Source organism: Streptomyces daliensis, assembly GCF_054782395.1.
Genome location: NZ_BAAGSO010000086.1, coordinates 60038 through 85066 on the forward strand (window position 1 = coordinate 60038; position 25029 = coordinate 85066).

A 25029-nucleotide genomic window follows, 5' to 3' on the forward strand; every position below is an offset into this window, starting at 1 on the left:
GTGCTCGGGCTTCACCTTCGCCTGCCGGTAGTCCTCGCTCGGCACGACCACGACAAGCCGCCCGCCGACCGCGAGCAGCGCCTCAGCGAACAGGGAGTCGCTGCCCTTCGCGATGCACGAGACGCCGGTCAGGTCCGACGGCGCGTAGCGCGCGAGCAACTCCTCCAGACCTGCCCGCACCAGGGGGACGGTGCCGTCGGTCAGATCCATGTGCCCGGTCACCGCGATCGTGGTCACGTCGCCCGTCCCTCCTCAGCTCGCCAACAGGTCCCGCAGCGCTTCCGTGGGGCCTGGCCGAATGGGCGCATCCTTCCACGGGCGCATGGCGTGCTCCGGTCTGGAGGGCGGCCCTCTTCTTCGGGAGGGCGCGGGCTGTGCGGGCTGTGGTGCGTCAGGTGAGGAGCAGGTGTCCGTGCTGGTCGAGGAGCGCGCGCACTTCGGGTACGGGGAAGGGGCGGAGGCGTTCCAGCACCACGCGGGTGCGTGCGGCGGTTCTGTCCGAGGACAGGGCCGCCGAGGACTCGATGATCCGTTGTGCTTCAGCCGCTGCCTGTTCCGGCTCGTTGGCGTCCGCCAGGGCCACCGCCAGCCACGACCGGTACAGCGCCAGCTCGCGTGCGTGTGTCGCGTCGTAGCGGCCGAGCACGTCCGTGAGCAGGGGCACGGCTCGTAACGGCCGGAGCAGTTCGGTGAACACGCGCGCGTCCATCACCTCAAGTTCCGCTGTGCTCACCCAGTAGGCCCACGCCGGGGGCCGTTCCCCGCCCTCCGGACTCTCCGAACTCAGGGCGTCGTGCGCCTGGCCGAGGGCGCGGAGCGCGGGCTGTGCCTCGCCTGCCCGTGTATGAGCCCACGCCACTCGGTCGAGGAAGAGCGCGCGAGCCGTGGCAGGGGCGTCCTCACCGGCTTCCCGTACCGCGGCATCGGCCAGCTCGACGCCCTCGCGCTCCCGGCCGTTGTTGGACCACTGATAGGCCAACGACCCGGCGAGGTTGCCGACCAGCGGCGCGTCCTCGGCCTGGCGTGCCGCGTCCAGCCCGACGCGGTAGGCCCGTTCCGCGTCCGCAAGACGCCCCGCGTCGCTGGCGATCCACCCCACGATCTGCCCCAGCTCCCCCACCTGCACCAGCAGGGCACGCCCCGTCTCCTCCGTGAACGACGCCTCGCGGTGCAGCATGACCGAGGCGCGCAGCTCGCGGAAGGCGGGCGCGATCAGATCGCCGCCCGCCAGGACATCGTCCGCGAGACGCAGCGCGTGGACCCGACTCGCCAGGGCGGACACTTCCTCGCGCCCGATCCGACGACCAGAGCGCACCACCTGTCGGAAGAGATCACCCGGCGGCAGCAGCTCCGCCAGCGAGGGAGCCGGTCCAGGAAGGCGCCACCGCTGGTCGCCGCGCGCGTAGGCGGCAGCCTGCTCCATGTCTGCGGGGCCCACCCCCAGGGCCCGTGCGAGGAATGGCAGCCAGCTCTCCGGAACGCGCTCGCCCCGTTCCCACCGTGACACCTCGTTCCGGGTGACCGAGTGCGTACCGGAGACCGCGCACAGCCGTGCGGCGAGTTGCCGCTGCGACAGCCCTGTTCCCTGCCGGAGCCCGGCCAGATACCCACCGAAGCGTCGCCGCCGAATGTTCTCACCCATCGGGCCTCCCCTCACCGTCCAGTCTGGCCCCCTCCTGGCCCCCCTTGTGGCTCCTTCCCCGGCGAATCACCCCAGATGTGATGGGAGTCCAGGCAAGACCCCCACGACCACACGGTGAGGAGCGTCAGCATGCTGAAGACAACTGCCGAGGGGCCGTCCGCGCCTGCGGCAGAGGAACACCGGACAGCGATGACGCTGCGGGTGTACCGGATCGAGGGCCGGACGGGGAGCCGCACCGATCTCCGCGCGGTGGACCCGACACCGGGCGGACCGCTGATCTCCCAGGTGTGGCCGCCATGCGCGTGTCGCCGCTGCCGCGCGCGGGCCGGAGGGCGGGTCCGGTGAGCGCCGAGATTCCGCCCTCGCGGATGCGCTGGGAGATCCGGCCCGCAGGACAGGGGTGGGATGCGGTGCGCATGGCTGCAACGTTGGGTCGGCCGGTGCTCGCGCAGCTCGGGGACGCCGCAACCGTCTACTGCGATGAAGAAGACCTCATCTTCCTCGTTCCGTACGACACCGGTGGCGGTTTTGGGGCTGGCACCGAGTATCTGAGTATCGGCGCGTGGCTGTTCATGCCCGGCCCGCAGCGCACACAGGGCCCCGGCGTGCGGGGTTTCAGATCGGGCCGACCGCTCTTGATGACCCGCCCGCAGCGCACACAGGGCCCCGGCGTGCACTGGCTCAGCGGCAACGAGCGCACCTGCACCTCACCCGAAGCGCTACGGGCCGCGCTGGACGCCGTACGCCAACAGGCACCGGAGGCGGACCGGTGAGCGCGTCGCGTGAGTGTGCGGTGGAGGGCGACCGCCACGTGGGTCCCGTCGTGCGCTACCTGCCCACCGCGCGTTACCCGTGGCACGAACCGGTGTGGCTGTGCCCCTGGCACGGCGCCTACCTCCCCCTCGCGGCGATCCGCGCCCACGTGACCGGAGAGACCGTGGCCCGTGTCATCACCGTCTTCACCGGCGCCGGAAAACGCCCCACCGACGACACCGCGCCGGATGCCGAATCACCGCCCGCCCTGCGGGTGGTGGGACCGCCGTGACCGGGGTCTGTGGCCGGTGCGGCTGCTGGACCGCAGAAGGGCGCATCGTCCAGTGGCACTGGCCGGAACAGCCCGTCCTGGCCTGCCCCCTGTGCCCACCAGGGCGGCGTGAGCAGATCGCCTCCATAACGGTCCTCGCCGCACTCATCGTCACCCTCGTCTACGTCACCGCCACCCGCTGAACCCCAGGAGCAAATCTGTGCCTCGCGACCACACCGTCCTTATCCCCGCCGACCCCGAGGATGTCTTCTACGACCCCCACGGCTGGGCGGCATCAGCGGGCTTCCCCATCGCCGTGCTCGAAGGCCAACAGCAACACTTCGTGATGCGCCGCATCCAGGACCGCGCCGTGCGCCTCATGTACGAGCTGCCGCACGGCCCGGCGTTCCTCACCAGCTACCCGCGCCCCATGCCCTCAGGCCAGGTCATCGAGATCATGGAAGGCAACCTCGCCACCCTCCTCACCGCCCACGCCTGCCACCCCCTGCGCCTGCGCGAGAAGGGCGAACGCATCACGGTGGACGGCGAGACCCGCGACTGCCTGTCCACCCTCCTCACCCCCCGGCACTGGTGGCATGCCCGCCACACCCGCATCGGCAAGGCGCTGGAGCACGAGGGCCGCGCCGTCATCCTCACGGCACCGCTCGTCGGCGGGCGGGCACTCCAACTGACCACCGTCACCCCATAAAGCGCCCGCCCCCGGGGAACCGTCGGCAGCGGTCCAGGGGGCGGGCCCCACGTCCCGGTGTGGGCGTGACGGCGACCGGCACCCGGACCCCGTGCCGGGGCACCCGCGCGGGGGCACCCCCGCGCCCCCGCCTCGACCCCGGTCAGGCCCGTGCGCCGCCGTCGACGGGGAGGACCGTGCCCGTCACGTACGAGGCGCGGTCGCTCAGCAGCCAGGCAGCGGCCTGGGCGATCTCCTCCGGGTCGGCGGCCCGGCGCAGTGGGGTCGCCGCGTTGAGGCGGTCGATGACGCCCGGTGAGGCCGCGTCCCAGTCGCGGATCATCTCGGTCAGCGTCGTGCCCGGTGCGATCGCGTTGACGCGGATGCCCTCCGGGCCGTACGTCATGGCCGCCGACTCGGTGAGGCTGTTGACCGCACGCTTCATGGCGCCGTAGGCGGGAAGTTCGGGGTTGCCGCGGAGGCTGCCGATGCTGCTGTTGTTGACGATGGCGCCCGTGCCAGCCGTGGCGCGGATGGCGGCGACCTGGGCCGACATGGCCAGCCAGGGGCCCTTGAGGTTGACGGCGTAGACGTGGTCGAAGTCGGTCTCCGGCGTCTGGTCCATCGGGCCCGGCGGCACGCCCGTCGCGCCGTTGTTGAAGGCGCCGTCCAGTCGCCCGTACAGCTCCACGGTCCGTTCGACGGTGGCGCGGACGCTGGCCGCGTCGGCCAGGTCGCAGACCGCGTAGTCGGCGGTGCCGCCCGCCGCCCTGACCTCCTCGGTCACGGCCTTCAGCTGGGACTCCGTGCGGGCCGCGAGCAGCAGCCTGGCGCCCTCACGGGCGAACAGGCGGGCCGCGGCGGCGCCGATGCCGCGGCCCGCGCCGGTGATGAGGACGGTCTTGTCCGCCAGCAGGCCCAGAGACGGGTTCGGTGTGGTGATGTTGTTGTCCATGCCGGTGAGCCTGCCGCCGGGCCCGGCGCGTATCCAGGCACCGGTGGTACCTGGCTGCGGCGTCGGCGTCCCGCGACACTGGACGCGTGGACAGACGAGAACTGGCGGACTTCCTGCGCAGCAGGCGCGAGCGCATCACCCCGGCCGACGTCGGCCTGCCCGCCGGGCCGCGACGGCGCACCCCGGGGCTGCGCCGCGAGGAGGCGGCGCGACTGGCCTTCATCTCGACGGAATACTGGACGCGCCTGGAGCAGGCCCGAGCGCCGCGCCCCTCGCGCGAGGTGCTGGCCGGGCTCGCCCGCGCGCTGCGCCTCTCGGACGCCGAGCGCGACCACCTGCACCACCTGGCGGGCGCGCCGCCAGGACCGTCGCGAGGGCCCTCGCGCGAGGTGCGCCAGAGCCTCGCCGATCTGCTGGACCGGCTGCCGATGGCCGCCGCCTTCGTGCTGTCGGCGGCGTACGAGGTCATCGCCTGGAACGCGCTGGCCGCAGCGCTCATGGAGGACTTCTCGGCCCTCCCGCGCCGCGACCGCAATCTCGTGCGCCGCACCTTCCTCGGGCCGCACCCGGAGGGGCGGCGGCTCTACGGGCTCTCCGACGCGGACGAGTTCGCCCGGCACGCGGCCCAGCAGCTCCGCGCCGCCGCGGCCCGCTACCCCGACGATCCGGAGGTGGCCGCGCTGGTGGCCGAACTCCTCGCCGGGAGCGAGGAGTTCGCCGAGCTGTGGGCCTCGCACGACGTCAGCGACGAGCCGAGGCTGTGCAAGACCCTGCACCATCCCCTCGTCGGGCCCGTCACCGTGGACTGCGACGTGCTCGACGTCGCCGACCGCGACCAGCGCGTGGTCATCTACACCGCCGTCCCCGGCTCATCGTCCGAGGAGGCGCTGCGGCTGCTCTCGGTCGTCGGCACCCAGCGCATGGACGTGCCCGGCTGACGGGCCCCGGCGCCCGGCCCGGACCTCAGCGGGCGGCGGGTGTGCGCCGTACCGAGCGGCCCGCCAGGACGTCCGTGCGGCGGCCGTCCTCGATCACGGGACGGCCGTCGATCAGGACGTGCGGGATGCCGACGGGCAGCGTGCGCGGCGCCTCGAAGGTGGAACCGGCGGCGACCGTCTCCGGGTCGAAGAGGACGAGGTCGGCGCGGTACCCCTCGCGCACCAGCCCCCGGTCGGGCAGCCGCAGCCGCGCCGCTGCCCGCGAGGTGAGGTGCGCGACGCACTCCTCCAGCGAGAGGACGCCCAGTTCGCGCACATAGCGGCCGAGGTACTGCGGGAACGTGCCGTAAGCGCGGGGGTGCGGCTTGGTGCCCTGGAGGATGCCGTCGCTGCCGCCCGTGTGCACGGGGTGGCGCATGATCTGCCGGACGTTCTCCTCGTGGCCCACGTGCTGGAGGATCGTCGAGCCGAGCCGGTCCTCGACGAGCAGCCGGTGCGCGGTGACGAACGGCTCCTCGCCGCGCTCTGCCGCCGACTCCGCGAGGGTCTTGCCGACGTACGCGTCCAGCGCCGGATCGCTGACGCCCGAGATCTCGATGGCGTCCCACTCGATGGGCACCCCGTGGCAGCCGTCTGCGCCCTCGACCTCCATGACGTGGCGGATGCGCGCCGTGGTCTCCGGGTCCGCGAGCCGCTTCATGACCGACTCGGGCCCGCCCTCGCTCGCCCAGCTCGGCAGCATCGCGACGAGCGTCGTGCAGCCGGGGGTGTACGGGTAGGTGTCGAGCGTGATGTCCGCGCCGTCGCCCACCGCGCGGTTCAGGAGGGCCAGCAGTTCGGGGGCCTTGCCCTTGTTCACGCCGAAGTTCATGGTGGCGTGCGCGAGATGGAGCGCGCAGCCCGCCTCGTGGGTGAGCGCGACCATCTCCTCGTACGCCTGGAGCGCGCCCGCGCCGTAGGAGCGGTGGTGCGGGCAGTAGTAGCCGCCGTACGCGGCGACGGTGCGGCACAGTTCCGTCAGCTCCGCGTCCGACGCGTACATGCCCGGTGTGTAGGTGAGCCCGGAGGACATGCCGACCGCGCCCTGCTCCAGGCCCTCCGCGACGAGCCGGCGCATGCGCGTGACCTCGTCGGGCGTCGCCGGCCTGGCGTCCCAGCCGACGGCGAGCATCCGCACGGTGCCCTGCGGGATCAGATACGCGGCGTTGACGGCGGTGCCCTGGCGGTCGATGCGGTCGAGGTACTCGCCGACGGTGCGCCAGTCGAAGTCGATGTCGCTGCCGTCGCCGTTCCAGCCCGTGATGGCGGAGCGCACCTCGGCCAGGGTGCGCTCGTCCACGGGCGCGTAGGACAGGCCGTCCTGGCCGATGACTTCGAGGGTGACGCCCTGCGCTGCCTTCGCCGAGTGGTCGGGGTCGCGCAGCAGCGCGAGGTCGGAGTGGGCGTGCATGTCGATGAACCCGGGGGAGAGGGCCAGCCCGTCCGCCTCGATGACCCGCCTGCCCTGGGGGCGCGGCTCCGTCGCGTCCTCGCGGCGGATCTCGGCGACGCGGCCCTCGCGTACGCCGACGTCGGCGCGGTAGGAGGGACCGCCGCTGCCGTCCACGACGCGGGCGTCTCTGATGACCAGGTCCATGTTCATGCCCATGTTCTTCCTCACTCCACCCTTCGGTTCCGCGCGGCCCTCAGAAGAAGGTGCGGATCAGGTCCGTCACCGTGCCGTCCGCCTCGACGAGGGGGATGAGCTGCCACTTGTCGAAGATCGTGCACGGGTGCGACATGCCGAGCGCGACCCAGTCCCCGACCTCCAGCTCGACGCCCTCGTCCGTGCGCACCCACGCGTGCTGGTCGGAGAGCCCCGTGACGGTGATGCCCTCGGCGCCCCGCACCGTGCCGTCGCGCGAGGAGCGCACCGCGTGCGCCTCGGGCAGGTGGAGGTCGTAGGCCGCGTCGCGCTTGCCCGCGTTCAGGAACGCCTGGCCTGGCGCGGGCCGCGAGACGACCTGCGTCCACAGCGTGAAAGCGGACTGGAGCGCGCCCTCGTCGGGGACGCGGTTGAAGGGGGTCAACTCCTTGTAGTGGCCGTCGTCGTGCGAGACGTACGCGCCCGAGCGCAGCAGCTTCAGCACCGGCCGCGACAGCTCGGGCAGCTCGGCGAAGACCTCGGCGACCGCGTCGAACCAGGCGCTGCCGCCCGCGCTCACGACGATCTCGTCCACGCCGTCGAAGTGCCCGTCCGCGTCGAGCCCGGCGGCCAGCGCGGTGAGGCGGCGCAGCCAGGCCGTCACGCGGGCGTGGTCGGCCTGCGGGACCTCGCCCTCGTAGCCCGCGACGCCGGCCAGGCGCAGGGTGCCGGTGGCGGCGACGGCTCCGGCCAGCGCTCGGCACTCGTCCTCGGTGCGGGCGCCGGTGCGCGCGCCCTCGCCCGCGCCCAGCTCGATCACGACGTCGACGGGGCGGGTGGCGCCCGCGTCGCGCAGCGCCTCGTCCATCAGCGCGACGCCGCGCTCGGAGTCGACGTAGCAGACGAACCGGAAGCCGGGGTCCGCGTCCAGCTCGCCCGCGACCCAGCGCAGCGCTGCGGCATCCACCAGCTCGTTGGCGAGGAAGATCCGGGGCACGCCGTAGGCGCGGGCCACGCGCGCCTGGTGCGGGACGGCGAGGGTGATGCCCCAGGCGCCGTGCTCCAGTTGGCGCGCGAAGAGCTGCGGCGCCATGGAGGTCTTGCCGTGCGGTGCGAAGGCGAGCCCGTGGCGTGCCGAGTAGGTCTCCATCAGCGCGAGGTTGTGCTCCAGGCGCTCGGCGGACAGGGCCATGACGGGGGTGGTGAAGCCGCCGGTGAACACGTTGCGGCGCTCGGCCGCCAGCGCGCCGACGGTCGTCCCGGCCGCGTCCGGGGGGAGCCCCTTGAAGCGGTGGTCGACCTTCTCGTCGGCGAGGCGGGCCAGACGGGCGAGGTCGGCCGAGCGGTCGGCGACTGCGTTGTCGGCGGCGGTCATGGCGGCTCCGTAAAAAATCTTGTTGCAAGAAATGCAACAGCCATTGCGTATAACGCTCACTGCTGTCTAGCATCCCGGCGAACACCCGGTCAATGGATCCCAAGGCGATCCCAAGGGCATCCCGAGGATGAGGAGCGGTACAGATCGTGACCAGCACCCCGCACGCCGACGTCGTCTGCCTGGGCGAGTCCATGGTCACGTTCCTGCCCTCCCGCCCCGGCCCACTGGCCGACGTGCCCTCCTTCGCACGGGCCATCGGCGGCGCCGAGTCCAACGTGGCCTGCGCCCTCGCCCGCGCCGGGCACACCACGCGCTGGGTCAGCCGGGTAGGCGCCGACGGCTTCGGCGACCACCTCGTGGCGGCCGTCGCCGGGCACGGCGTGGACGTCTCGGCCGTCGAGCGCGACGCGGACCGGCCGACGGGGATCTACTTCCGCACGGAGGGCGAGCGCGACGCGGGGCTCGCGGGGGAGGACCCGGGCGCCGGGCCCGTCGCCGAGGTCGCCTACTACCGCGCCGGGTCGGCCGCCTCCGCCATGTCCCCGGACAACACCCCCGTCGAGCGCGCCGACACGGGCCGCGTCCTGCACCTCACCGGCATCACGGCCGCGCTCTCCGACGGCTGCCTCGCGCTGCTGCGCACCCTCACCGCGCCGCGCCCCGGGCGCCCGCTCGTCTCCTTCGACGTCAACTACCGCATGGGCCTGTGGTCCTGTGCCCCCGAGGGCGGCGGCCCCGGCGTCCTGCTGGACCTCGCGCGCGGCGCCGACGTGGTCTTCGTCGGCGACGACGAGGCCGAGGCCGCCTGGGGCGTCACGGGCGGCCCTGCCGCCGTACGGGCCGCGCTGCCCGAGCCCGCCGTGCTGGTGGTCAAGCAGGGCTCGCGGGGCGCCACCGCGTTCGCCCGCCGCGACGCGGCCGACGGGGCGGACGGGGCCGACGGCGCGGACGGGGCTGACGGCACGGGCGGGGCCGACGGTGCCCGCGAGGACCAGGTCGTCTCCGTGCCCGCGCTGCGCGTGGACGTCGTCGCGTCCGTCGGCGCGGGGGACGCCTTCGCCGCCGGGTTCCTCTCCGCCACCCTGCGCGGGCTGCCGCTGCGCGAGCGGCTGCGCCACGGCCACCTCACCGCTGCCGCCGCGCTCACCGTGCCGGGCGACCTTGCAGCGCCCCCGGCCCGCGCGCACGCCGACCGGCTGGCCGCACTCGACGACGAGGCGTGGGGGACACTGCGTCTCGGCCCCGGCTGGACCGGCGAACCGGACAGCGAACCGGGAACGGGAACGGGAACGGGAACGGGAACGGACCGCGAACCGGAACCCGCACAGGACCCGGACGGCCGGGCCGCGAACGCACCGGAAGCGGCGACCCAGAGCGCGGCACAGATCGCAGAGGCAGAGAAGGCGAACGCCACATGAGCCAGACCGTCGACAGAGCCCTGAGCATCCTCCCCCTCCTCGCCGAGGGCCCTGCCAACCTGGAGCAGGTGTCCCAGCGGCTCGGCGTCCACAAGTCCACCGCGCTGCGCCTCCTCCGTACGCTCCACGAACACGGCATCGTCTACCGCCAGCCCGACCAGCGCTACCGGCTCGGCGCGCGCCTCTTCGCGCTCGCGCAGGAGGCCGTCGAGAATCTCGACGTACGGGAGATCGCCCACCCCCACCTCGTGGAGCTGAACGAGCGGACGGGCCACACCGTCCACCTCGCCGTCTACGAGGAGAACGAGGTCCTCTACATCGACAAGGTCGAGAGCCGCTACCCGGTGCGGATGTACTCGCGCATCGGCAAGCCCGTCGCCATCACCGTCGCGGCCGTGGCCAAGCTGCTGCTCGCCGACCTCCCCGAGACCGAGCGGCGCGCCGTCGCCGAACGGCTCGACTACCCCATGTACACGCCCCGTTCGACCCCGAACGCCGCCGCCTTCCGCACGGAACTGGCGAAGGTGCGCGAACAGGGCTGGGCCACCGATCTCGGTGGTCACGAGGAGTCCATCAACTGCGTCGGCGCCCCGATCAGGGGCGCGGACGGGCGCGCCGTCGCCGCGATGTCGGTGTCCGCGCCGAACGTCGTCGTCAGCGCCGACGAACTCCTCAAGCTCGTCCCGCTGGTGCGCCGCACCGCCGACGCCGTCAGCGCCGAGTACTCAGGAAAGACCCCTCCCAAGGAACAGCAAGGACAGCAGGGAAAGCCATGAGCGAGAAGCTGACCAAGACCGCCCTCACCCCGGCGACGCACACCACCCCGCCCGCGAAGTTCTCGCACGGCGTCAAGAAGGGCAACATCCTCCAGGTCGCGGGCCAGGTCGGGTTCGGCCCGGCCGTCGAGGGCCAGGCCCCCACCCCCGTGGGCCCCGGGCTGCGCGAGCAGACCCTCCAGACCCTCGCCAACGTCGAGGCCATCCTCAAGGAGGGCGGCGCGAGCTGGGAGGACGTGATGATGATGCGCGTCTACCTCACCGACACCTCGCACTTCGCCGAGCTGAACGCGATCTACAACGAGTACTTCGACGGCCTCCAGGAGGCCCCGGCGGCCCGCACCACGGTGTACGTCGGCCTCCCGGCCGGTCTCCTCGTCGAGATCGACGCGCTGGCCGTCCTCGGCTGACGCCTCCCCGACGGGCCCGCCGGGCGCGCCGCACACCGTCGCGCCGCGCCTGGGGGCCGAAGGCCCCGTCGGACAGCGGCCGTAGGCGACCGGTGACGTACGCAGCCGTACGCCGTCCCGCGCCCCGCCCGCCGCCGCCCCCGGCACGCCGCAGCACTCCGCGGCCGTGCCCCCTCGGGCGTGACACCGCCGCGCCGCCACCCGGCCCGCCGTGCCACGGCCCCGCACAGGCCCGCGTCTGCCCATCCCCCCGAGGGCGGGCGCGGCGCCCCGGCCCGACGCGCAGGGACCCCCCGCCCACGCGTCGCGGCCGGGGCACCCCCTCCGGATCCACCCCCGCGACGCCGGCGCGAGGCCACCGCGACGCACCCCGCGCCGCCGCCGCGCGACACCCGCACCGCACCCCCGCAACCCCCCACGCCGGAGACCCGAACTCGCCGGACACCCCGAAACCAGCACGGAAACAACGAGGTTCCCCATGTTGCTCGCCGCCCCCGCGCCAGAGAGCGCGCCACCACACACCGGCGGACTGCTCGCCCTCATCGGCGGTACGGGCGGTCTGCTGACCGTCGCCGCGCTGGGCATCCTGCTGCTGCTCTTCCTGATCATCAAGGTCCGCCTCCAGCCCTTCGTGGCCCTCCTCGCGGTCTCCATCGCGGTCGGCCTGGGCGCGGGGCTCTCGGTGACCGAACTCTTCGGCACCGTCCAGAAGTCGGACGCGGTCTCGCTCATCGAGTCCGGCATGGGCGGCATCCTCGGCCATGTCGCGGTCATCATCGGCCTGGGCACCATGCTCGGCGCGATACTGGAGGTCAGCGGCGGCGCCGAGGCGCTCTCCACGCGCCTCCTCGGCCTCTTCGGCGAGAAGCGCGCCCCGCTGGCCATGGGTCTGACGGGCCTCATTTTCGGCATCCCCGTCTTCTTCGACGTCGGCATCTTCGTCCTCGCGCCGATCGTCTACGCCGCCGCCAAGCGCTCCGGCAAGTCCGTGCTGCTCTACGCGATGCCGCTGCTCGCCGGGCTCTCCATGACGCACGCCTTCCTGCCGCCCCACCCGGGCCCCGTCGCCGCCGCAGGGCTGCTGAAGGTGGACCTGGGCTGGGTCATCCTCATGGGCATCGTCTGCGGCATCCCCGCCGTGCTGGCCGCCTGGGCGTACTCCGCGTGGATCGGCAAGCGCATCTTCGTCGAGGTCCCGCAGGACATGGTCGAGGCCATGGAGGAGTCCAAGGCGGCCGTCGCCGCCGAGCAGCGCGCCTCGGGGACCACGCCAGCCGAGAAGCCCGTCGCGCTCGGCACCGTGCTCACCATCATCGGCACCCCGCTCGTCCTCATCCTCCTGGCGACGTTCTCCTCCATCGCGCTGGACCCCTCCACGCTGCGCTCGGTCATCGAGTTCTTCGGGCACCCCTTCGTGGCCCTGACCCTTGCGCTGTTCCTCGCGTACTGGCTGCTGGGCATCCGGCGCGGCTGGTCCCGCAAGTCCCTGGAGACCGTCTCCACCTCGTCGCTGAAGCCGATCGGCAACATCCTGCTCGTCGTCGGCGCGGGCGGCGTCTTCGGCGCCGTGCTCCAGGGCAGCGGCGTCGCCCAGGCCCTCGCGGACGCGTTCAGCGACGCCGGGCTGCCCGTGATCCTGCTCGCCTGGCTGATCTCCGTCGTGCTGCGCGTGGCCCAGGGCTCGGCGACGGTCGCCATCGTGACGACGGCGGGCATCGTCGCGCCGCTGCTCTCGGCCGGTGACTTCTCGCAGGCGAGCGTCGCGCTGGTCATCATGGCCATCTCGGCGGGCTCCATCTTCGCCTCGCACGTGAACGACGGCGGGTTCTGGATGGTCGCCAAGTACTTCGGCATCTCCGAGCGCGACACGCTCAAGTCCTGGACCGTGCTGGAGTCGGTGCTGTCGGTGGCGGGCTTCGCGGTCGCGGCGGTGGTGAGCCTCTTCGTCTGACGGCGGGGCCCTGTCCTGGGCCCCGCCCGTACCGAACCGAACGCGCTCCGGAGCGGCAACGTCCGCTTGTCCGGGGCGCGTTCGCGTGCCTCCGGGAAGGGCTCCGGGGTCTTGTGGGGGCCGCGCGAACGGCCAACAATGCTGCGCGTCAGACCGAACGAACCTTCGGTACACGAGAGGCCCCCCCCACATGAAGAGATCTCTCGTCGGCACCCTCGGCGCGGCCTTCTGCACGGCCGTCGCGCTCACGGGACTCACCGCGGCTCCGGCCGCCGCCGACACCGGAACCGCCAAGTCCAAGCCCGCCGCCGTCGCACCCGACTTCGCGGGCACGGTCGCGCTCAGCAACTGCTCCGGCTCGCTCGTCCGGATGCCCGACTCGAAGCCCGGCGATCCAGGGCTCGTGCTCTCCAACGGGCACTGCCTCCAGGAGGGCATGCCCGAGCCCGGCGAGGTCGTCACAGACCAGCCCTCCAGCCGGTCCTTCACCCTCCTGAAGGCCGACGGCTCCAGCGCGGGACGGGTCAGCGCCACGAAGATCAGCTACGCGACGATGACCGACACGGACGTCTCCCTCTACGAACTCGGCTCCACCTACGAGCAGATCGAGTCCCGGTACGGGATAGCCCCGCTGGACGTGGAGGCCGCGCACCCCACGCAGGGCAACGCCATCACCGTCGTCTCCGGCTACTGGAAAGAGACGTTCGCCTGCTCCATCGACGGCTTCGTGCCCGAACTGCGCGAGGACGGCTGGACGATGAAGGACTCCATCCGTTACACGCCCGAGTGCGAGACCAAGGGCGGCACCTCCGGCTCCCCGGTCATCGACAACGCCTCGGGCAAGGTCGTCGGCGTCAACAACACCCGCAACGAGAACGGCGAGGAGTGCACCCTCAACAACCCGTGCGAGGTAGACGAGAACGGTGAGGTGACCGTGCGCGAGGGCATCGCTTACGGGCAGCAGACGCACACCCTCGTCCCGTGCGTGGGCGAGGGCAACAAGATCGACCTCAGCCTCCCCGGCTGCGCCCTGCCCAAGCCGTAACCCCCGCCCGTACCGGAGCACGGGCGCTCCGCTTCCGCTTCGTACCGCGCTCTTGTGGGCCTGTGACCCGGGGCTCAAGAATGCCCCGGGTCACACCGGACACACTTTCGGTACCGGAGAGGAACCCCATGAAGAGACCTCTCGCCGGCTTGTTCGCGGCGACCTGCACTGCGGCACTGGCCCTCGCGGGGCTCGCGGCGGCCCCCGCGTCGGCGGCGGATACGGCGGATACGGCGGGCGCGGCGGCCACGGTGGACAAGAGACCGTCGGCCGTCCCGTCGTTCGCCGGGACGGTCGCGCTGAGCAACTGCTCGGGCTCGCTCGTGCGGATGCCGGAGTCCGAGCCGGGCGACCCCGGGCTCGTGCTCTCCAACGGGCACTGTCTCGAAGAGGGCATGCCAGGTCCAGGGGAGGTCGTCACGGACCAGCCATCGGACCGGACCTTCACGCTGCTGAACGCCGACGGCTCCGACGCGGGGCAGGTCAGCGCGTCGAAGATCAGCTACGCGACGATGACGGACACGGACGTCTCCCTCTACGAACTCGACGCCACCTACGAGCAGATCGAGGACAAGTTCGGCATCGATCCGCTGGAGGTGCAGAGCAAGCACCCCGTCGCGCGCAAGGACATCACCGTCGTCTCGGGCTACTGGAGGGAGAAGTTCCAGTGCGGCCTGGACGGCTTCGTGCCCGAGCTGCACGAGTACCACTGGATATGGAAGGACTCCCTGCGCTACACGCCAGCTTGCAAGACGAAGGGCGGCACCTCCGGCTCCCCGGTCATCGACAACCGCACCGGGAAGGTCGTCGGGGTCAACAACACCCGTAACGAGAACGGCGAGCGGTGCACCCTGGACAACCCCTGCGAGGTGGACAGGAAGGGCCGGGTGACGGTGCGGCCCGACATCGCCTACGGGCAGCAGACCTACACGCTCGCGCGCTGCGTCGGCGACGGCAACAAGCTGGACCTCGACCGCCGCGGCTGCGTGCTCCCCGAGCCCCAGCCGTAACGGCAGACGGCAGACGCCCGACGGCAGGCCACCCCGGGCCCTGGGCCCGGGGTGGTGAGGGGGCGGTCCGTCCGGGTCAGGAGAGGCCGTCGACGTGCGGTCCGACGGTCTTCGACCAGGCGTTCCCGTTGCTGGCGTCCCAGTTGGTCGACCAGGTCATGGCGCCCCGGATGCCGGGGTACGTCTTCTCGGGCTTGAAGCTGCCGCAGTTCTCGCCCTTGGCCAGGCAGTCCAGCGCGTCGTTGACGACGCCGGGCTCCACGAAGCCCGAGCCCGCCGCGCTGGAGGTGGCGGGGGTGCCGATGCCCACCTGGGACGGGTCGAGACCGCCCTCCAACTGGACGCAGGCGAGCGAGGTGAGGAAGTCGACGGTGCCCGAGGAGTAGACCTTGCCGTCGCAGCCGTTCATCGAACCGCTGTTGTAGTACTGCATGTTGACGACGGTCAGGAAGTCCTTGACCGCGAGCGCCGTCTTGAAGTACTCGTTCTCCGGCGACTGCATGTCCACGGTCTGCGGCGCCATGGTGACCACGACGTCGCTCTTCTGGGACTGGATCGACTTGAGGGCCTGCGTCATGTACGTGGAGTCGAGGCCGTTCTCCAGGTCGATGTCCACGCCGTCGAAGCCGTACTCGTCCATCAGGGACACGATGCTCTTGGCGAAGGCGTCGGCCGAGGCGTCGTCGGAGACGCTGACGGCGCCCTTCTCGCCGCCGACCGAGACGATCACGGACTTGCCCGCTGCGTGCTTCGCCTCGATGTCCGCCTTGAACTCGTCCTCCGAGCCGTAGCCGGTGGCGGGGTCGAGGGTGAAGTCGACCTCGCCGGGCGAGCCCGTCGCGTCCGCGAAGGCGACGGCGACGATGTCGTAGTCGTCCGGGACGTCGCTGAGCTTCTGCTTGGCGGCGCCGTTGTCGAAGTTCTGCCAGTAGCCGGTGACCGCGTGCGCCGGGACGTCCGAGGCGCCGACGGCGGGCGCCGCAGCGCCGCCGTCCTCCTCGCCCGCGTAGGCGGTGCCGACGGCGGCCGTCGCGCCGAGGGCGAGTACGGCGGCGGCGAATCCGGCGACGAGGCGGGCACGGCCGCGGAGCCGCTTCTCTGATGCGGGGGTGGCCGTGGGGGTGGGGGGGGGGGATGCGTGCCGTGCGGTCCTACGGGTTTTTGCGCGTGACACAACTGCTCCCGTCGTGGGGGGACATGGGGAGGGTGGTGCTGTGTGCGATGCGCGGGGCCCCTGCGCTTGCCGTACAACGTGGTCCAGACCAATACGGTTGTCAAGACCTGTGACAGCGACCCCGTGCGTGCTGCCGCCGCCGGACCCCTTGTGCTGATCGTCCCGGGAAGGGTTGGATGCGCGGGCGTACAGGGGACGAGGCGGAGGGCAGCGAGATGGCAACGGAAGACGGCGCGCCGCAGGCCGGGAAGGGCGCGGAGCCGGGAACGGAGCCGGGAACGGGGCCGGGCGCCGAGCCCGACACGGGGGCGGGGCAGGGGACGGCGCCGCGCCTGCGCAAGCCGAGCTGGAAGATGATCGGCCCCGGCATCGTCGTCGCCGCCACGGGCGTCGGCGCGGGCGACCTGGTGGCCACGCTCATCGCGGGCAGCAAGTTCGGCTACACGCTGCTGTGGGCCGCCATCATCGGCTGCCTCGTGAAGATCTCCCTCGCCGAGGCGACAGGCCGCTGGCACCTGGCCACAGGCCGCACCCTCTTCGAGGGGTGGCGCGGCCTCGGCCGGTGGACGACGTACTACTTCGCCGTCTACGTCGTCATCTGGGGCTTCGTCTACGGCGCCACCGCCATGTCCTCCAGCGCGCTGCCGCTCGTCGCGCTCTTCCCCGACGGCCCCGGGCTCAAGACGTGGGCGGTCATCTGCGGCCTGCTGGGGCTGGCCTTCGTGTGGTTCAACAGGTACGCCGTCTTCGAGAAGGCGATGACGGTCGTGATCGGGATGAAGTTCCTGGTCGTCGTCTACGTCGCGATCCGGGTCGCCCCCGACCTGGGCAACGCCTTCGCGGGTCTCGCGCCCGTGCTGCCGGACGGCTCCCTCTTCTACACCCTGGGCCTGATCGGCGGCGTCGGCGGCACGATCACCATGGCCGCCTACGGCTACTGGGTGAACTCCAAGGGCTGGACCGACATCACCTGGATCAGGGTGATGCGGCTCGACAACCGCGTCGCCTACATCACCACCGGCGTCTTCGTCGTCGCCATGATGATCATCGGTGCCGAGCTGCTGCACTCCTCGCACATCGCCCTCACCTCGGGCGACAGGGGCCTGATCGATCTGGGCAAGGTCCTGGAGGACCGCTTCGGAGCGGTGACCGCGAACCTGTTCCTGATCGGCTTCTTCGCCACCTCGTTCGGCGCGCTCATGGGCGTCTGGCACGGCGTGAGCCTGATGTTCGCCGACTTCACCGAGCGCATCCTGCGCGAGCGCAGGAGCGGGGTCCCGGCCGACGGTGAGGAGATGGTCCAGGAGGTCGCCGAGGGCAAGCGCGAGAAGTCGCTGCCCTTCCGCGCCTACCTGCTGTGGCTGACCTTCCCGCCCATGGGACTGCTCTTCCTCGACCAGCCCTTCGGCCTGGTGGTCGTCTACGGCGTGCTCGGCGCCTTCTTCATGCCCTTCCTCGCGCTCACCCTGCTCTGGCTCCTCAACTCCGACCGCACCCCTCGCGAGTGGCGCAACGGCATCCTCAGCAACGTGATGCTGGCCGGGGCCGGGCTGCTGTTCATCGTGCTGTGCGTGCAGCAGATCAGGGACCTGCCCTGGTGAGCCGGCCAGGCCGTTTCGTCCGGATCAACTGAGCGCTGGTCCGGGTGTGCCGTCGACCGACGCGCAGTGGGCGCGGACCGAGCCGTCGCTCCCGGACCGGACCCCGAGGCGGGTCACGAACCGTCCTCCGCCGACCGTGCCAGGTACGCGTGGTTGTCCTCGATGAGGTCGTCCAGCGCGTCCCTGGCGGCGGCGAGGCCGTCGATGGCCTCGGACAGCCGGGCCCGCTCGCGGCCCATGATCTCCAGAGCCTGCCGCGCCCGGTCCGCATTCGGCTCGGCCATGCAGGGCGCCATCTCGGCGATGGTGCCACTGGACATGCCCGCCGCCAGAAACGCCTAGCGGGGCGGGCCGGGGAAGTGAACCTTCGTCAGCTCTTCGGAGACCCGCCACACGCGCCGGGCCTCCTCGGTGCCGCGCAGGCGCGAGTAGAGCCGCTGCGCGGCGGGCGGCCCGCCCATGTGCCCGGGGCCGCGAGGACCGTAGAACCCGCCGCGCTCGGCGTCGGGGGAGGTGGCGGCGCAGAGGGCGGGAAGCTGCGCGGTGCGGACCGTCCCGACGACGATGCCGCGCGCTGACAGCGCCCGGATCACGCGCACGCCCATGGTGTCCTTGGCCCGTCCCACCTCGGGGCGGGCGGCCAGCAGGTTCGTCGGAGCGACCCCGGGGTGGGCCAGGTTGCTCGTGATGCCCCAGCCCTCGGCCAGACTGCGCCGGTCGAGTTCGAGGCCGAACAGCCCGAACGCGATCTTCGACTGGCTGTACGCCTTCATGCCGTCGTAGGAGCGTTCCCAGTTCAGGTCGTCCCAGTTGATGGCGCCCTGATTCGCCGCGACGCTGACCTGCGACGTCACACGGGCCCGGCCCGCGCGCAGCAGTGGCAGCAGATGGGCCACCAGCGCGAAGTGGCCCAGGTGGTTGGTGCCGAACTGGACCTCGAAGCCGTCGGCGGTCGTCTGCCGCTCGGGCGGGGTCATGACACCGGCGTTGTTGATGAGGATGTGAACCGGCCGGTCCTCCGCCCGCAGGGCCTCGCCGAGGGCCGAGACGGAGTCGAGCGAGGACAGGTCCAGCTCCCGGAGCGACACGTCAGCGTGCGGGACCGTCCGTCGGATCGAGGCGATCGCGGCCTCGCCCTTGCGCGGATTCCGCACGGGCAGGACCACCTCGGCCCCGGCAGCGGCGAGCCTCGTGGCGAGGCCGAGCCCGATGCCGTCGCTCGCGCCGGTGACGACGGCGCGCCTGCCGGACAGGTCGGGGACGGTGATGTCGATGGCCTTGCGTGGCATGTGCGCGCTCCTGGGTCTCCTGGCGATGTCGTCGCCTCCACCGTCGTGGCGGTCGACGCCCCTGATCCAGGGCCGCTCGATCCACTGACCGGGAAGTCCAGGCTCCGGCGGCGCCGTCGCGGCGGCAACTCGTGAAGGGGGGATCGACAGTCCGTGGCTGCGGGGGTGCGCGGGCGGTAGAAATGAGCATCGACGGGGGACACGCACGGTGACGCACACACAGCGACGGAGGCACGCACGGTGATCGACCGGACCGGACTGGCGGAGTTCCTCCGGCGCCGCCGCGAGTCGCTGCAACCCGAGGACGTCGGCCTCCCGCGCGGGCAGCGGCGCAGGACCAGCGGGCTGCGGCGGGAGGAGGTGGCCGCGCTGTGCCACATGTCGGCCGACTACTACGCGCGGCTCGAACGGGAACGCGGGCCCCAGCCGTCGGAGCAGATGATCGCCTCCATCGCGCAGGGGCTCCACCTCACCCTCGACGAGCGCGACCACCTGTTCCGGCTCGCCGGACACACCCCGCCGCCGCGCGGCGCGGACAGCGAACACATCAGCCCCGGGCTGCTGCGCATCCTCGACCGCCTCCACGACACCCCGGCGGAGATCGTCACCGAACTGGGCGAGACACTGCGGCAGACCCCGCTCGGCATCGCCCTCACCGGCGACCTCACCGCCTGCACCGGCCCGGCCCGCAGCATCGGCTACCGCTGGTTCACCGACCCCGCCACGCGCCGCCTCTACGCCCCCGACGACCACCCCTTCCTCACCCGCATGTTCGTCTCGGGCCTGCGAGGGGTCGCCACACTCCGGGGCCCTGGCTCACGGGCTGCCCACTACGTCGACCTGCTGCTCGCGCAGAGCGAAGAGTTCCGCCGAGTGTGGGACGACCACGAGATCGGCATCCGGCCCCACGAGGTGAAGCACTTCGTCCACCCCGAGGTGGGCCCACTGGAACTGACCTGCCAGACCCTGCTCGACCCGGACCAGTCCCACCTCCTGATCGTCTACACCGCGGCCCCCGGCACCGAGAGCTACGAAAAGTTGCAGCTCCTGTCCGTCCTCGGAACGGGTCCCCTTCGCGGGGTGCGGTAGGAAACGGGGGGTTACCCCTCCCCGGGCGGCACCCCCTCACGGGGTGCGGGGTGAGGGCCACACGGGGTTCCCCACCTCATTAGGGGTGCGGTCTGTGGGTGCCCCTTGGGGGGTTCGTGCGCGGCTGCGGGCCGGTGGCACGGGTTGTGCCCACCCTCCCCCAGCTACCGCTGGGAGGTGCCCCCTCGCCATGCGGAACGCCTGCCCACAACAGTGGGAGCGGGCCGGAGGTTGGCCACCGGGTGGGAGGGGACGTGGTGGGGTGTCCCCGCAAGTGGTGGCGACGAGTATGTGCAGGCAGCCGAAAAGCCGACCCGCACTTGTCGACGGCACCGACCCCCACCACACACCAACCCCACAACCACCGGCACAAGCCAAGAACCACGCGGCGTCAGCCGCGTACTACCGGTCCATAGGCCGCGCCGAAGCCACACAGCCGCACCCGAACACGGCGCCAAGCCACACGCGCACCGCCCCCGTGCCACGGCGCAAAAATCAGCGCGGGACCCTACGGCACCCACCACACCGGCCGACCGTCCCGCGCAACACCCCCGGCGAACCGGGAACCCCCCCGTTTCCTTCCGCACCCCGCGAAGGGGACCCGTCCCGCGCAACACCCCCGACGAAGAGGGCAACCCCGAAACGTCGAACCGGACAGCGCTGCGCCCCCACCCGGACCGACACACAGATGACACCCGGAATCCGATTGGCGGCCGACCACGCGGGGGTATGGCTGGGGGAGCGCACGCCTCCCGTGCCCCCTGAAGGCGCCGGGAGCGGAAGCGGTACCGCGTGTGGAGAGCTGTTCTCTGGCGCGGGCCTCGCCGATAAGGTGTGATGTCGTCAGATCTGCCGCATGATCGGGAAGTTGGGTCCAGAGTGAGCCCTGGGAGGTGGGATGTCCACTGCGTTAGCAGTCACCAGCCATGACCACATGCTGCCCCCGCCCGACCGCCACACCCCCCGCGCCCACGTCTTCAGCCCACCCGAGGACCAGCCCCTCGAAGCGGCGCTCGCCGAGACGCACGCGCTGATCGAGCAGCACGGCTACCTCGTCGTGGTCTACCCCTCCACGCTGCCGACCCCCTATCTGCACCGTCTGCACACCATCAGATCCGTGCTGGAGAGCGACCGCATAGCCCTGCTGCCGACGACCCTGCCGCCCCTGGGCACGGGCGTCCTCGTCCGGCAGTTACGGCAGCTCTCCGTCTGCGAGTTCAGTCCGGGCGTCCTCGGCGCCGCGGCCCGGCTGCTGACGCACTACATCTACGCGGGTGCCCTGCTGAACTCCGTCGCCAAGCTGGACCACGTCCCCGTCTCGCTCACGGCGCACGCCAAGTCCTGGATGCCGGGCGCCCAGTTCGCCGTGCTGGCGGCCCCGACGCCCCAGCTCGTACGTCTCGGTTCCGGCGGCGGTGAGGCGGAAGCGCCCCTCGTCGGGCCCCAGTTCGCCACCCATCTGACCCTCGCGCGCGGCCAGCTCACCTCGGAGTGGGTGACGGGCACGCTGGCCGCGCAGTGGCGGGTCAGCGAGGTGCACGAGGCGTATCTGCCGGGGGACACGGCGCGCTGGTGGGGGACGGGGAAGCTCGTCGAGTTCGCCGCCGCCATCCCGGACACCTCCGTGCTGCACCAGCTCGTCTCCTCCGTGCGGCGCGACGCGTGCCACTGGTGCGGCCTGGAGCTGATCGGGGACCGCTGCGCCTTCTGCGCGGCGCCCGCGCCGCCGGGCCCTGGCAACGGGCGGGCCGGGGGCCAGGACGCCGTGGCCCGCACCCCCGCCACCCCGGCCCTCGCTGTGCCGCAGGACCGTCACGCAACGCCGCACGCCGCCGCCCAGTACGGCCCCGCCGTCGTCGCCGATCCCCGAGGTCTCTAGTCCATGAACTCACGCCAGCGCCGCGGCGTCATCCTTCTGATCGTCTCCGCCCTGTGCGCCGTAGCGGCGTTCGCGGGTGTGCTGGCGCTGATACGGAACGTGGAGTCGAAGGTCGGCCCGGAGACGACCGCGTACGAGCTGAAGGCGGACGTGCCCGCCTACCGCGCCCTGAACGCGAGCCAGTTCACCGAGGTCTCGATGCCGGAGCGCTGGCTGCCCGAGACGGCGGTGACGGACCTCGCCGACGTACGCGGCAAGATCGCCAGCAATGCTCTGCGCAAGGGCTCGCTGCTCCAGAGCGACATGATGGCGGCGCGTCCCGAGCTGAAGCCGGGGCAGCAGGAGATCGCCATCATGATCGACGCGGAGACCGGCGTCGCCGGGAAGATCAACCCCGGCAATGAGGTGAACATCTACGCCACCTTCGAGGGCGAGCAGCGCACCGGCGGCAAGGGGGGCGGCGAGACACCGTCCCAGTCGAAGGTCATCGTGACCGGCGCCAAGGTCATCGACGTCGGCAAGCTCAGCCCCCTCAATGACTCCGGCGAGCAGGACGAGCGCACCCGCCAGCGCGAGCGCGAGGGGGTACCGATCACCTTCGCCCTCTCCACGGTCGACGCGCAGCGCGTGGCGTACGCCGAGTCGTTCGCGGAACACGTGCGGCTGGCCCTCGTCGCACCCGGGGACGATTCGGAGATCCCTGAGGACGAACGCACCTACACCCTCCCCGGGGAGCAGTGAGCGAGACGGGCACGGCGAGAACAAGGCCCCCGAAGAGGCTGAAGAGGCTCAGGAACAGGCAGGAGACCACCGATGGTTACCCGCATCCAGCCGGCCGTCAGCGATCCTGACGCGGCCAGGTCCGTCGTCGCCCTGCTCAGCCAGCTGCCCGACAGCGAGCCCGTCCCGCCCGCCATCGACTCGACGCAGCTCCTGGACGGTCTGGCGCAGCTCGCCGCCGTCTCGCTGAACGACCTGCCGGAGGTCGTCCTCGTGCACGAGCTGATCGGCCCGCTGCCCGCGCTGGAGCTGATCCGCGAGACGGCGCTGCGCTTCCCCGCCGTCGGCGTCATCCTCATCGCCCGCGACACCAGCCCGGCGCTGTACTCGGCGGCCATGGACGCGGGCGCGCGCGGCGTGGTCGGGCTGCCGCTCGCGTACGACGAGGTCGCGGCGCGCGTCGGCCCAGCGGCTGCCTGGGCGACGGGCGTACGCCGCCATCTCACGGGCGGCGGGGACGCGGCGCCAGGGCCCGGCGGCCATGTCGTCGCGGTGACCGGCGCGAAGGGGGGAGTGGGCACGACGCTGACCGCCGTCCAGTTGGCGCTGGCAGCGGCGGCGTCGGGCCGGAGCACGGCGCTGGTGGACATGGACCTCCAGTCCGGGGACGTCGCCTCCTACCTGGACGTGCAGTTCCGCCGCTCGGCCGCCGACCTGGCGGGCATCAAGGACATCTCCCCGCGCGTGCTCCAGGACGCCGTCTTCACCCACGAGTCGGGGCTCGGGCTGCTGCTGGCGCCGGGGGAGGGCGAGCGGGGCGAGGAGGTCGACGACAGGGGGGCGCGGCAGATCATCGGCGCGATGAAGGCGCGCTACGAGATCGTCGTCGTCGACTGCGGCACCCAGCTGAACGCGGGGAACGCCGCCGCGATCGAGCTGGCCGACCGCGCCCTGCTGCTGACCACGCCCGACGTCGTCTCCGTACGCGCCGCGAAGCGGATGGTGCGCATGTGGGACCGGCTCCAGATCCGCAAGGCGGAGGAGACGCTGACCATCGTCAACCGCGCCTCCCGGCACACCGAGATCCAGCCGCCGCTCATCGCCCGCATCGTGGGCACGCCGGTGGCGCGCTCGACGGTCCCCGCGAACTTCAAGGAGTTGCAGACCGCCGTCGACGCGGGCCGCATGCAGGACCTCGACGCACGCGGCCCGGTGCGCCAGGCGCTGTGGGGGCTCGCGGGCGAACTGGGCCTGGTCACCGAGAACACCGAGAACACCGAGAACGGAGCCAGGGGCGGCTTCGGCGGGGCGGCGGGGAAGCAGCGCAACAAGCGGAAGCCCGCGAAGGGCGGCGGCGCGGTGGGCCCCGGAGGAGGCGCCGTCTCGCCGGTCCCGGGCGACCGCCGGGCGCTGCCGGGCGGGCCAGGCGCGGCACCCGGGGGGCCTGGCGGGCCCGGTCCCGGCGGCTCCGGCGGTACGGGCGCGCACCGTGCGCTCCCGCCCGGGAGCCGTGGCCGGTACGGCTCCGACCGGGGCGCACTCTCCTTCGGCCGCCGCAAGCGCGGGGGCGCGACGGGCGAAGGCGACGACGAGGGCTTAGCGGAGGGGCCGCCGCAGAACGGAGGTGACCGAGATGACCGGGGTGACCGGGGCGCGCTGAGCGTGGAGTTCGCGGGGATGGCGCCCATCGTGCTCGTCGTGCTCGCGATCCTGTGGCAGTGCGTGCTGATCGGCTACACGTTCTCCCTCGCGGGCAACGCCGCCGACGAGGCGGCCCGCGCCGCGACCTCGGCCGCTGCCGACGGCGACCCCCAGGGCGCCTGCGCGTCGGCGGCGACGGAGCACCTCCCCGCCCAGTGGGCGGCCAACTCGACGGTGAGCTGCCAGCTCACGGGCAACCTCTGGAGGGCCGACGTGGACCTGCGCACCCCGATCCTCTTCCCCGGCGCGGGCAACCTCCCCTTCACGGTCTCGGGCCGTGCGGGCGCGGCGGAGGAGGGACGGCCATGACGGGCGCTCGCCGCGAGGCGTTCCGCCGGGCCCGGACCGTCATGGGGAACAGGGGGGACCGGGGGTCCAGTTCGCTGGAGTTCGCTGGGATGCTGCCGCTCCTGCTGCTGGTCGCGGTCGTCGCGATCCAGCTCGGGATCGTCGGGTACGCCGTCCAGCAGGCCGGTACGGGAGCCCGCGCAGCGGCCCGTACCGCCAGCCAGGAGGACATCGCCGACTCCTACGAGGCGACGGGCAGGGCCGCCATGTCCGGGTGGACCGCGTCCCGCAGCAGCTTCGCCCTCGCCGGGGGCGGCGAGGAGGTCACCGTTACCACCACCGTCACCATCCCCTCCATCGTGCCCGGCATCAGCGACTTCGGCGGCGCGGCCCGCTCCGCGACCATGCCCCGCGACTAGCGACCAGCGACCA

The 25029-nt window shown here is 72.3% G+C and carries 24 protein-coding genes and 1 pseudogene; 17 read left to right on the top strand and 8 right to left on the bottom strand.

Annotated features, from left to right (window positions below; all coding sequences use genetic code 11):
• Together ACYVOO_RS19050 and ACYVOO_RS19055 are read right to left on the bottom strand one after the other, a co-directional pair.
• A pseudogene (locus ACYVOO_RS19050) lies at positions 1 to 237 on the bottom strand (hypothetical protein); the annotation flags it as partial.
• A gap of 154 nt (positions 238 to 391) precedes the next feature.
• On the bottom strand, positions 392 to 1642 hold the full coding sequence (locus ACYVOO_RS19055) for a helix-turn-helix domain-containing protein (protein ID WP_461016835.1): 1251 nt from the start codon (positions 1640 to 1642) through the stop codon (positions 392 to 394).
• Positions 1643 to 2058: 416 nt separating this feature from the next.
• On the opposite strand from ACYVOO_RS19055, the gene ACYVOO_RS19060 reads away from it, so the two are divergent.
• The 4 genes from ACYVOO_RS19060 to ACYVOO_RS19075 are packed head-to-tail and all read left to right on the top strand — an operon-like array spanning position 2059 to position 3375.
• Positions 2059 to 2415 carry a hypothetical protein gene (locus ACYVOO_RS19060; RefSeq protein ID WP_461016836.1) on the top strand — a complete coding sequence of 119 codons (357 nt, stop codon included), beginning with the start codon at positions 2059 to 2061 and terminating at the stop codon, positions 2413 to 2415.
• On the top strand, positions 2412 to 2687 hold the full coding sequence (locus ACYVOO_RS19065; RefSeq protein WP_461016837.1) for a hypothetical protein: 276 nt from the start codon (positions 2412 to 2414) through the stop codon (positions 2685 to 2687). Before ACYVOO_RS19060 ends, ACYVOO_RS19065 begins: the two co-directional genes overlap by 4 nt.
• A complete protein-coding gene (locus ACYVOO_RS19070; RefSeq protein ID WP_461016838.1) occupies positions 2684 to 2869 on the top strand; it encodes a hypothetical protein in 186 nt (61 codons plus the stop codon). Before ACYVOO_RS19065 ends, ACYVOO_RS19070 begins: the two co-directional genes overlap by 4 nt.
• A 17-nt stretch (positions 2870 to 2886) precedes the next feature.
• Positions 2887 to 3375, top strand: a complete 489-nt coding sequence (locus ACYVOO_RS19075; protein WP_461016839.1) for a hypothetical protein — start codon at positions 2887 to 2889, stop codon at positions 3373 to 3375.
• Positions 3376 to 3517: 142 nt separating this feature from the next.
• Here the strand turns inward: ACYVOO_RS19075 and ACYVOO_RS19080 are convergent, their stop codons facing one another.
• Positions 3518 to 4309, bottom strand: coding sequence for an SDR family NAD(P)-dependent oxidoreductase (locus ACYVOO_RS19080; RefSeq protein ID WP_461016840.1), 792 nt, complete (start codon positions 4307 to 4309; stop codon positions 3518 to 3520).
• Positions 4310 to 4395: 86 nt separating this feature from the next.
• Here ACYVOO_RS19080 and ACYVOO_RS19085 point away from each other — a divergent pair, with 86 nt between their 5' ends.
• Positions 4396 to 5247: a helix-turn-helix transcriptional regulator gene (locus ACYVOO_RS19085; RefSeq protein ID WP_461016841.1), complete on the top strand. Its 852-nt coding sequence runs from the start codon at positions 4396 to 4398 to the stop codon at positions 5245 to 5247.
• A gap of 25 nt (positions 5248 to 5272) precedes the next feature.
• Here the strand turns inward: ACYVOO_RS19085 and ACYVOO_RS19090 are convergent, their stop codons facing one another.
• Positions 5273 to 6883: an N-acyl-D-amino-acid deacylase family protein gene (locus tag ACYVOO_RS19090; RefSeq protein WP_461016909.1), complete on the bottom strand. Its 1611-nt coding sequence runs from the start codon at positions 6881 to 6883 to the stop codon at positions 5273 to 5275.
• Between the two features lie 49 nt (positions 6884 to 6932).
• Positions 6933 to 8246 carry an amino acid deaminase gene (locus ACYVOO_RS19095; protein ID WP_461016842.1) on the bottom strand — a complete coding sequence of 438 codons (1314 nt, stop codon included), beginning with the start codon at positions 8244 to 8246 and terminating at the stop codon, positions 6933 to 6935.
• A 146-nt stretch (positions 8247 to 8392) separates the two neighbouring features.
• On the opposite strand from ACYVOO_RS19095, the gene ACYVOO_RS19100 reads away from it, so the two are divergent.
• From ACYVOO_RS19100 to ACYVOO_RS19125, 6 genes are all read left to right on the top strand, one after another.
• The gene (locus ACYVOO_RS19100) at positions 8393 to 9664 is read left to right on the top strand and encodes a sugar kinase (RefSeq protein WP_461016843.1); all 1272 of its coding nucleotides are present in this window, start codon (positions 8393 to 8395) and stop codon (positions 9662 to 9664) included.
• Positions 9661 to 10440: an IclR family transcriptional regulator gene (locus ACYVOO_RS19105; protein ID WP_461016844.1), complete on the top strand. Its 780-nt coding sequence runs from the start codon at positions 9661 to 9663 to the stop codon at positions 10438 to 10440. The genes ACYVOO_RS19100 and ACYVOO_RS19105 overlap by 4 nt, the downstream gene beginning before the upstream one ends.
• Positions 10437 to 10850 carry a RidA family protein gene (locus tag ACYVOO_RS19110; protein ID WP_461016845.1) on the top strand — a complete coding sequence of 138 codons (414 nt, stop codon included), beginning with the start codon at positions 10437 to 10439 and terminating at the stop codon, positions 10848 to 10850. Before ACYVOO_RS19105 ends, ACYVOO_RS19110 begins: the two co-directional genes overlap by 4 nt.
• A 478-nt stretch (positions 10851 to 11328) precedes the next feature.
• The gene (locus tag ACYVOO_RS19115; RefSeq protein WP_461016846.1) at positions 11329 to 12801 is read left to right on the top strand and encodes a GntP family permease; all 1473 of its coding nucleotides are present in this window, start codon (positions 11329 to 11331) and stop codon (positions 12799 to 12801) included.
• Between the two features lie 190 nt (positions 12802 to 12991).
• On the top strand, positions 12992 to 13846 hold the full coding sequence (locus tag ACYVOO_RS19120; RefSeq protein WP_461016847.1) for a S1 family peptidase: 855 nt from the start codon (positions 12992 to 12994) through the stop codon (positions 13844 to 13846).
• A 128-nt stretch (positions 13847 to 13974) separates the two neighbouring features.
• Positions 13975 to 14856: a trypsin-like serine peptidase gene (locus ACYVOO_RS19125; protein ID WP_461016848.1), complete on the top strand. Its 882-nt coding sequence runs from the start codon at positions 13975 to 13977 to the stop codon at positions 14854 to 14856.
• A gap of 76 nt (positions 14857 to 14932) precedes the next feature.
• Here the strand turns inward: ACYVOO_RS19125 and ACYVOO_RS19130 are convergent, their stop codons facing one another.
• Positions 14933 to 16030 carry a chitinase gene (locus tag ACYVOO_RS19130; RefSeq protein WP_461016849.1) on the bottom strand — a complete coding sequence of 366 codons (1098 nt, stop codon included), beginning with the start codon at positions 16028 to 16030 and terminating at the stop codon, positions 14933 to 14935.
• Positions 16031 to 16383: 353 nt separating this feature from the next.
• On the opposite strand from ACYVOO_RS19130, the gene ACYVOO_RS19135 reads away from it, so the two are divergent.
• Entirely contained in the window at positions 16384 to 17631 is a 1248-nt protein-coding gene (locus ACYVOO_RS19135) for an Nramp family divalent metal transporter (RefSeq protein ID WP_461016910.1), read from the top strand.
• A 113-nt stretch (positions 17632 to 17744) separates the two neighbouring features.
• Here the strand turns inward: ACYVOO_RS19135 and ACYVOO_RS19140 are convergent, their stop codons facing one another.
• On the bottom strand, positions 17745 to 17951 hold the full coding sequence (locus tag ACYVOO_RS19140; protein WP_461016850.1) for a hypothetical protein: 207 nt from the start codon (positions 17949 to 17951) through the stop codon (positions 17745 to 17747).
• Between the two features lie 18 nt (positions 17952 to 17969).
• Positions 17970 to 18920: an SDR family oxidoreductase gene (locus tag ACYVOO_RS19145; protein ID WP_461016851.1), complete on the bottom strand. Its 951-nt coding sequence runs from the start codon at positions 18918 to 18920 to the stop codon at positions 17970 to 17972.
• A gap of 240 nt (positions 18921 to 19160) precedes the next feature.
• On the opposite strand from ACYVOO_RS19145, the gene ACYVOO_RS19150 reads away from it, so the two are divergent.
• From ACYVOO_RS19150 to ACYVOO_RS19170, 5 genes are all read left to right on the top strand, one after another.
• Positions 19161 to 20009 carry a helix-turn-helix transcriptional regulator gene (locus ACYVOO_RS19150; protein WP_461016852.1) on the top strand — a complete coding sequence of 283 codons (849 nt, stop codon included), beginning with the start codon at positions 19161 to 19163 and terminating at the stop codon, positions 20007 to 20009.
• A gap of 898 nt (positions 20010 to 20907) precedes the next feature.
• Positions 20908 to 21888 carry a hypothetical protein gene (locus tag ACYVOO_RS19155; RefSeq protein ID WP_461016853.1) on the top strand — a complete coding sequence of 327 codons (981 nt, stop codon included), beginning with the start codon at positions 20908 to 20910 and terminating at the stop codon, positions 21886 to 21888.
• A 3-nt stretch (positions 21889 to 21891) separates the two neighbouring features.
• Entirely contained in the window at positions 21892 to 22629 is a 738-nt protein-coding gene (gene cpaB / locus ACYVOO_RS19160; protein ID WP_461016854.1) for a Flp pilus assembly protein CpaB, read from the top strand.
• Between the two features lie 72 nt (positions 22630 to 22701).
• Positions 22702 to 24618: an AAA family ATPase gene (locus ACYVOO_RS19165; RefSeq protein ID WP_461016855.1), complete on the top strand. Its 1917-nt coding sequence runs from the start codon at positions 22702 to 22704 to the stop codon at positions 24616 to 24618.
• Positions 24615 to 25016, top strand: a complete 402-nt coding sequence (locus ACYVOO_RS19170; RefSeq protein ID WP_461016856.1) for a TadE/TadG family type IV pilus assembly protein — start codon at positions 24615 to 24617, stop codon at positions 25014 to 25016. Before ACYVOO_RS19165 ends, ACYVOO_RS19170 begins: the two co-directional genes overlap by 4 nt.
• The last annotated feature ends 13 nt before the right edge of the window (positions 25017 to 25029 follow it).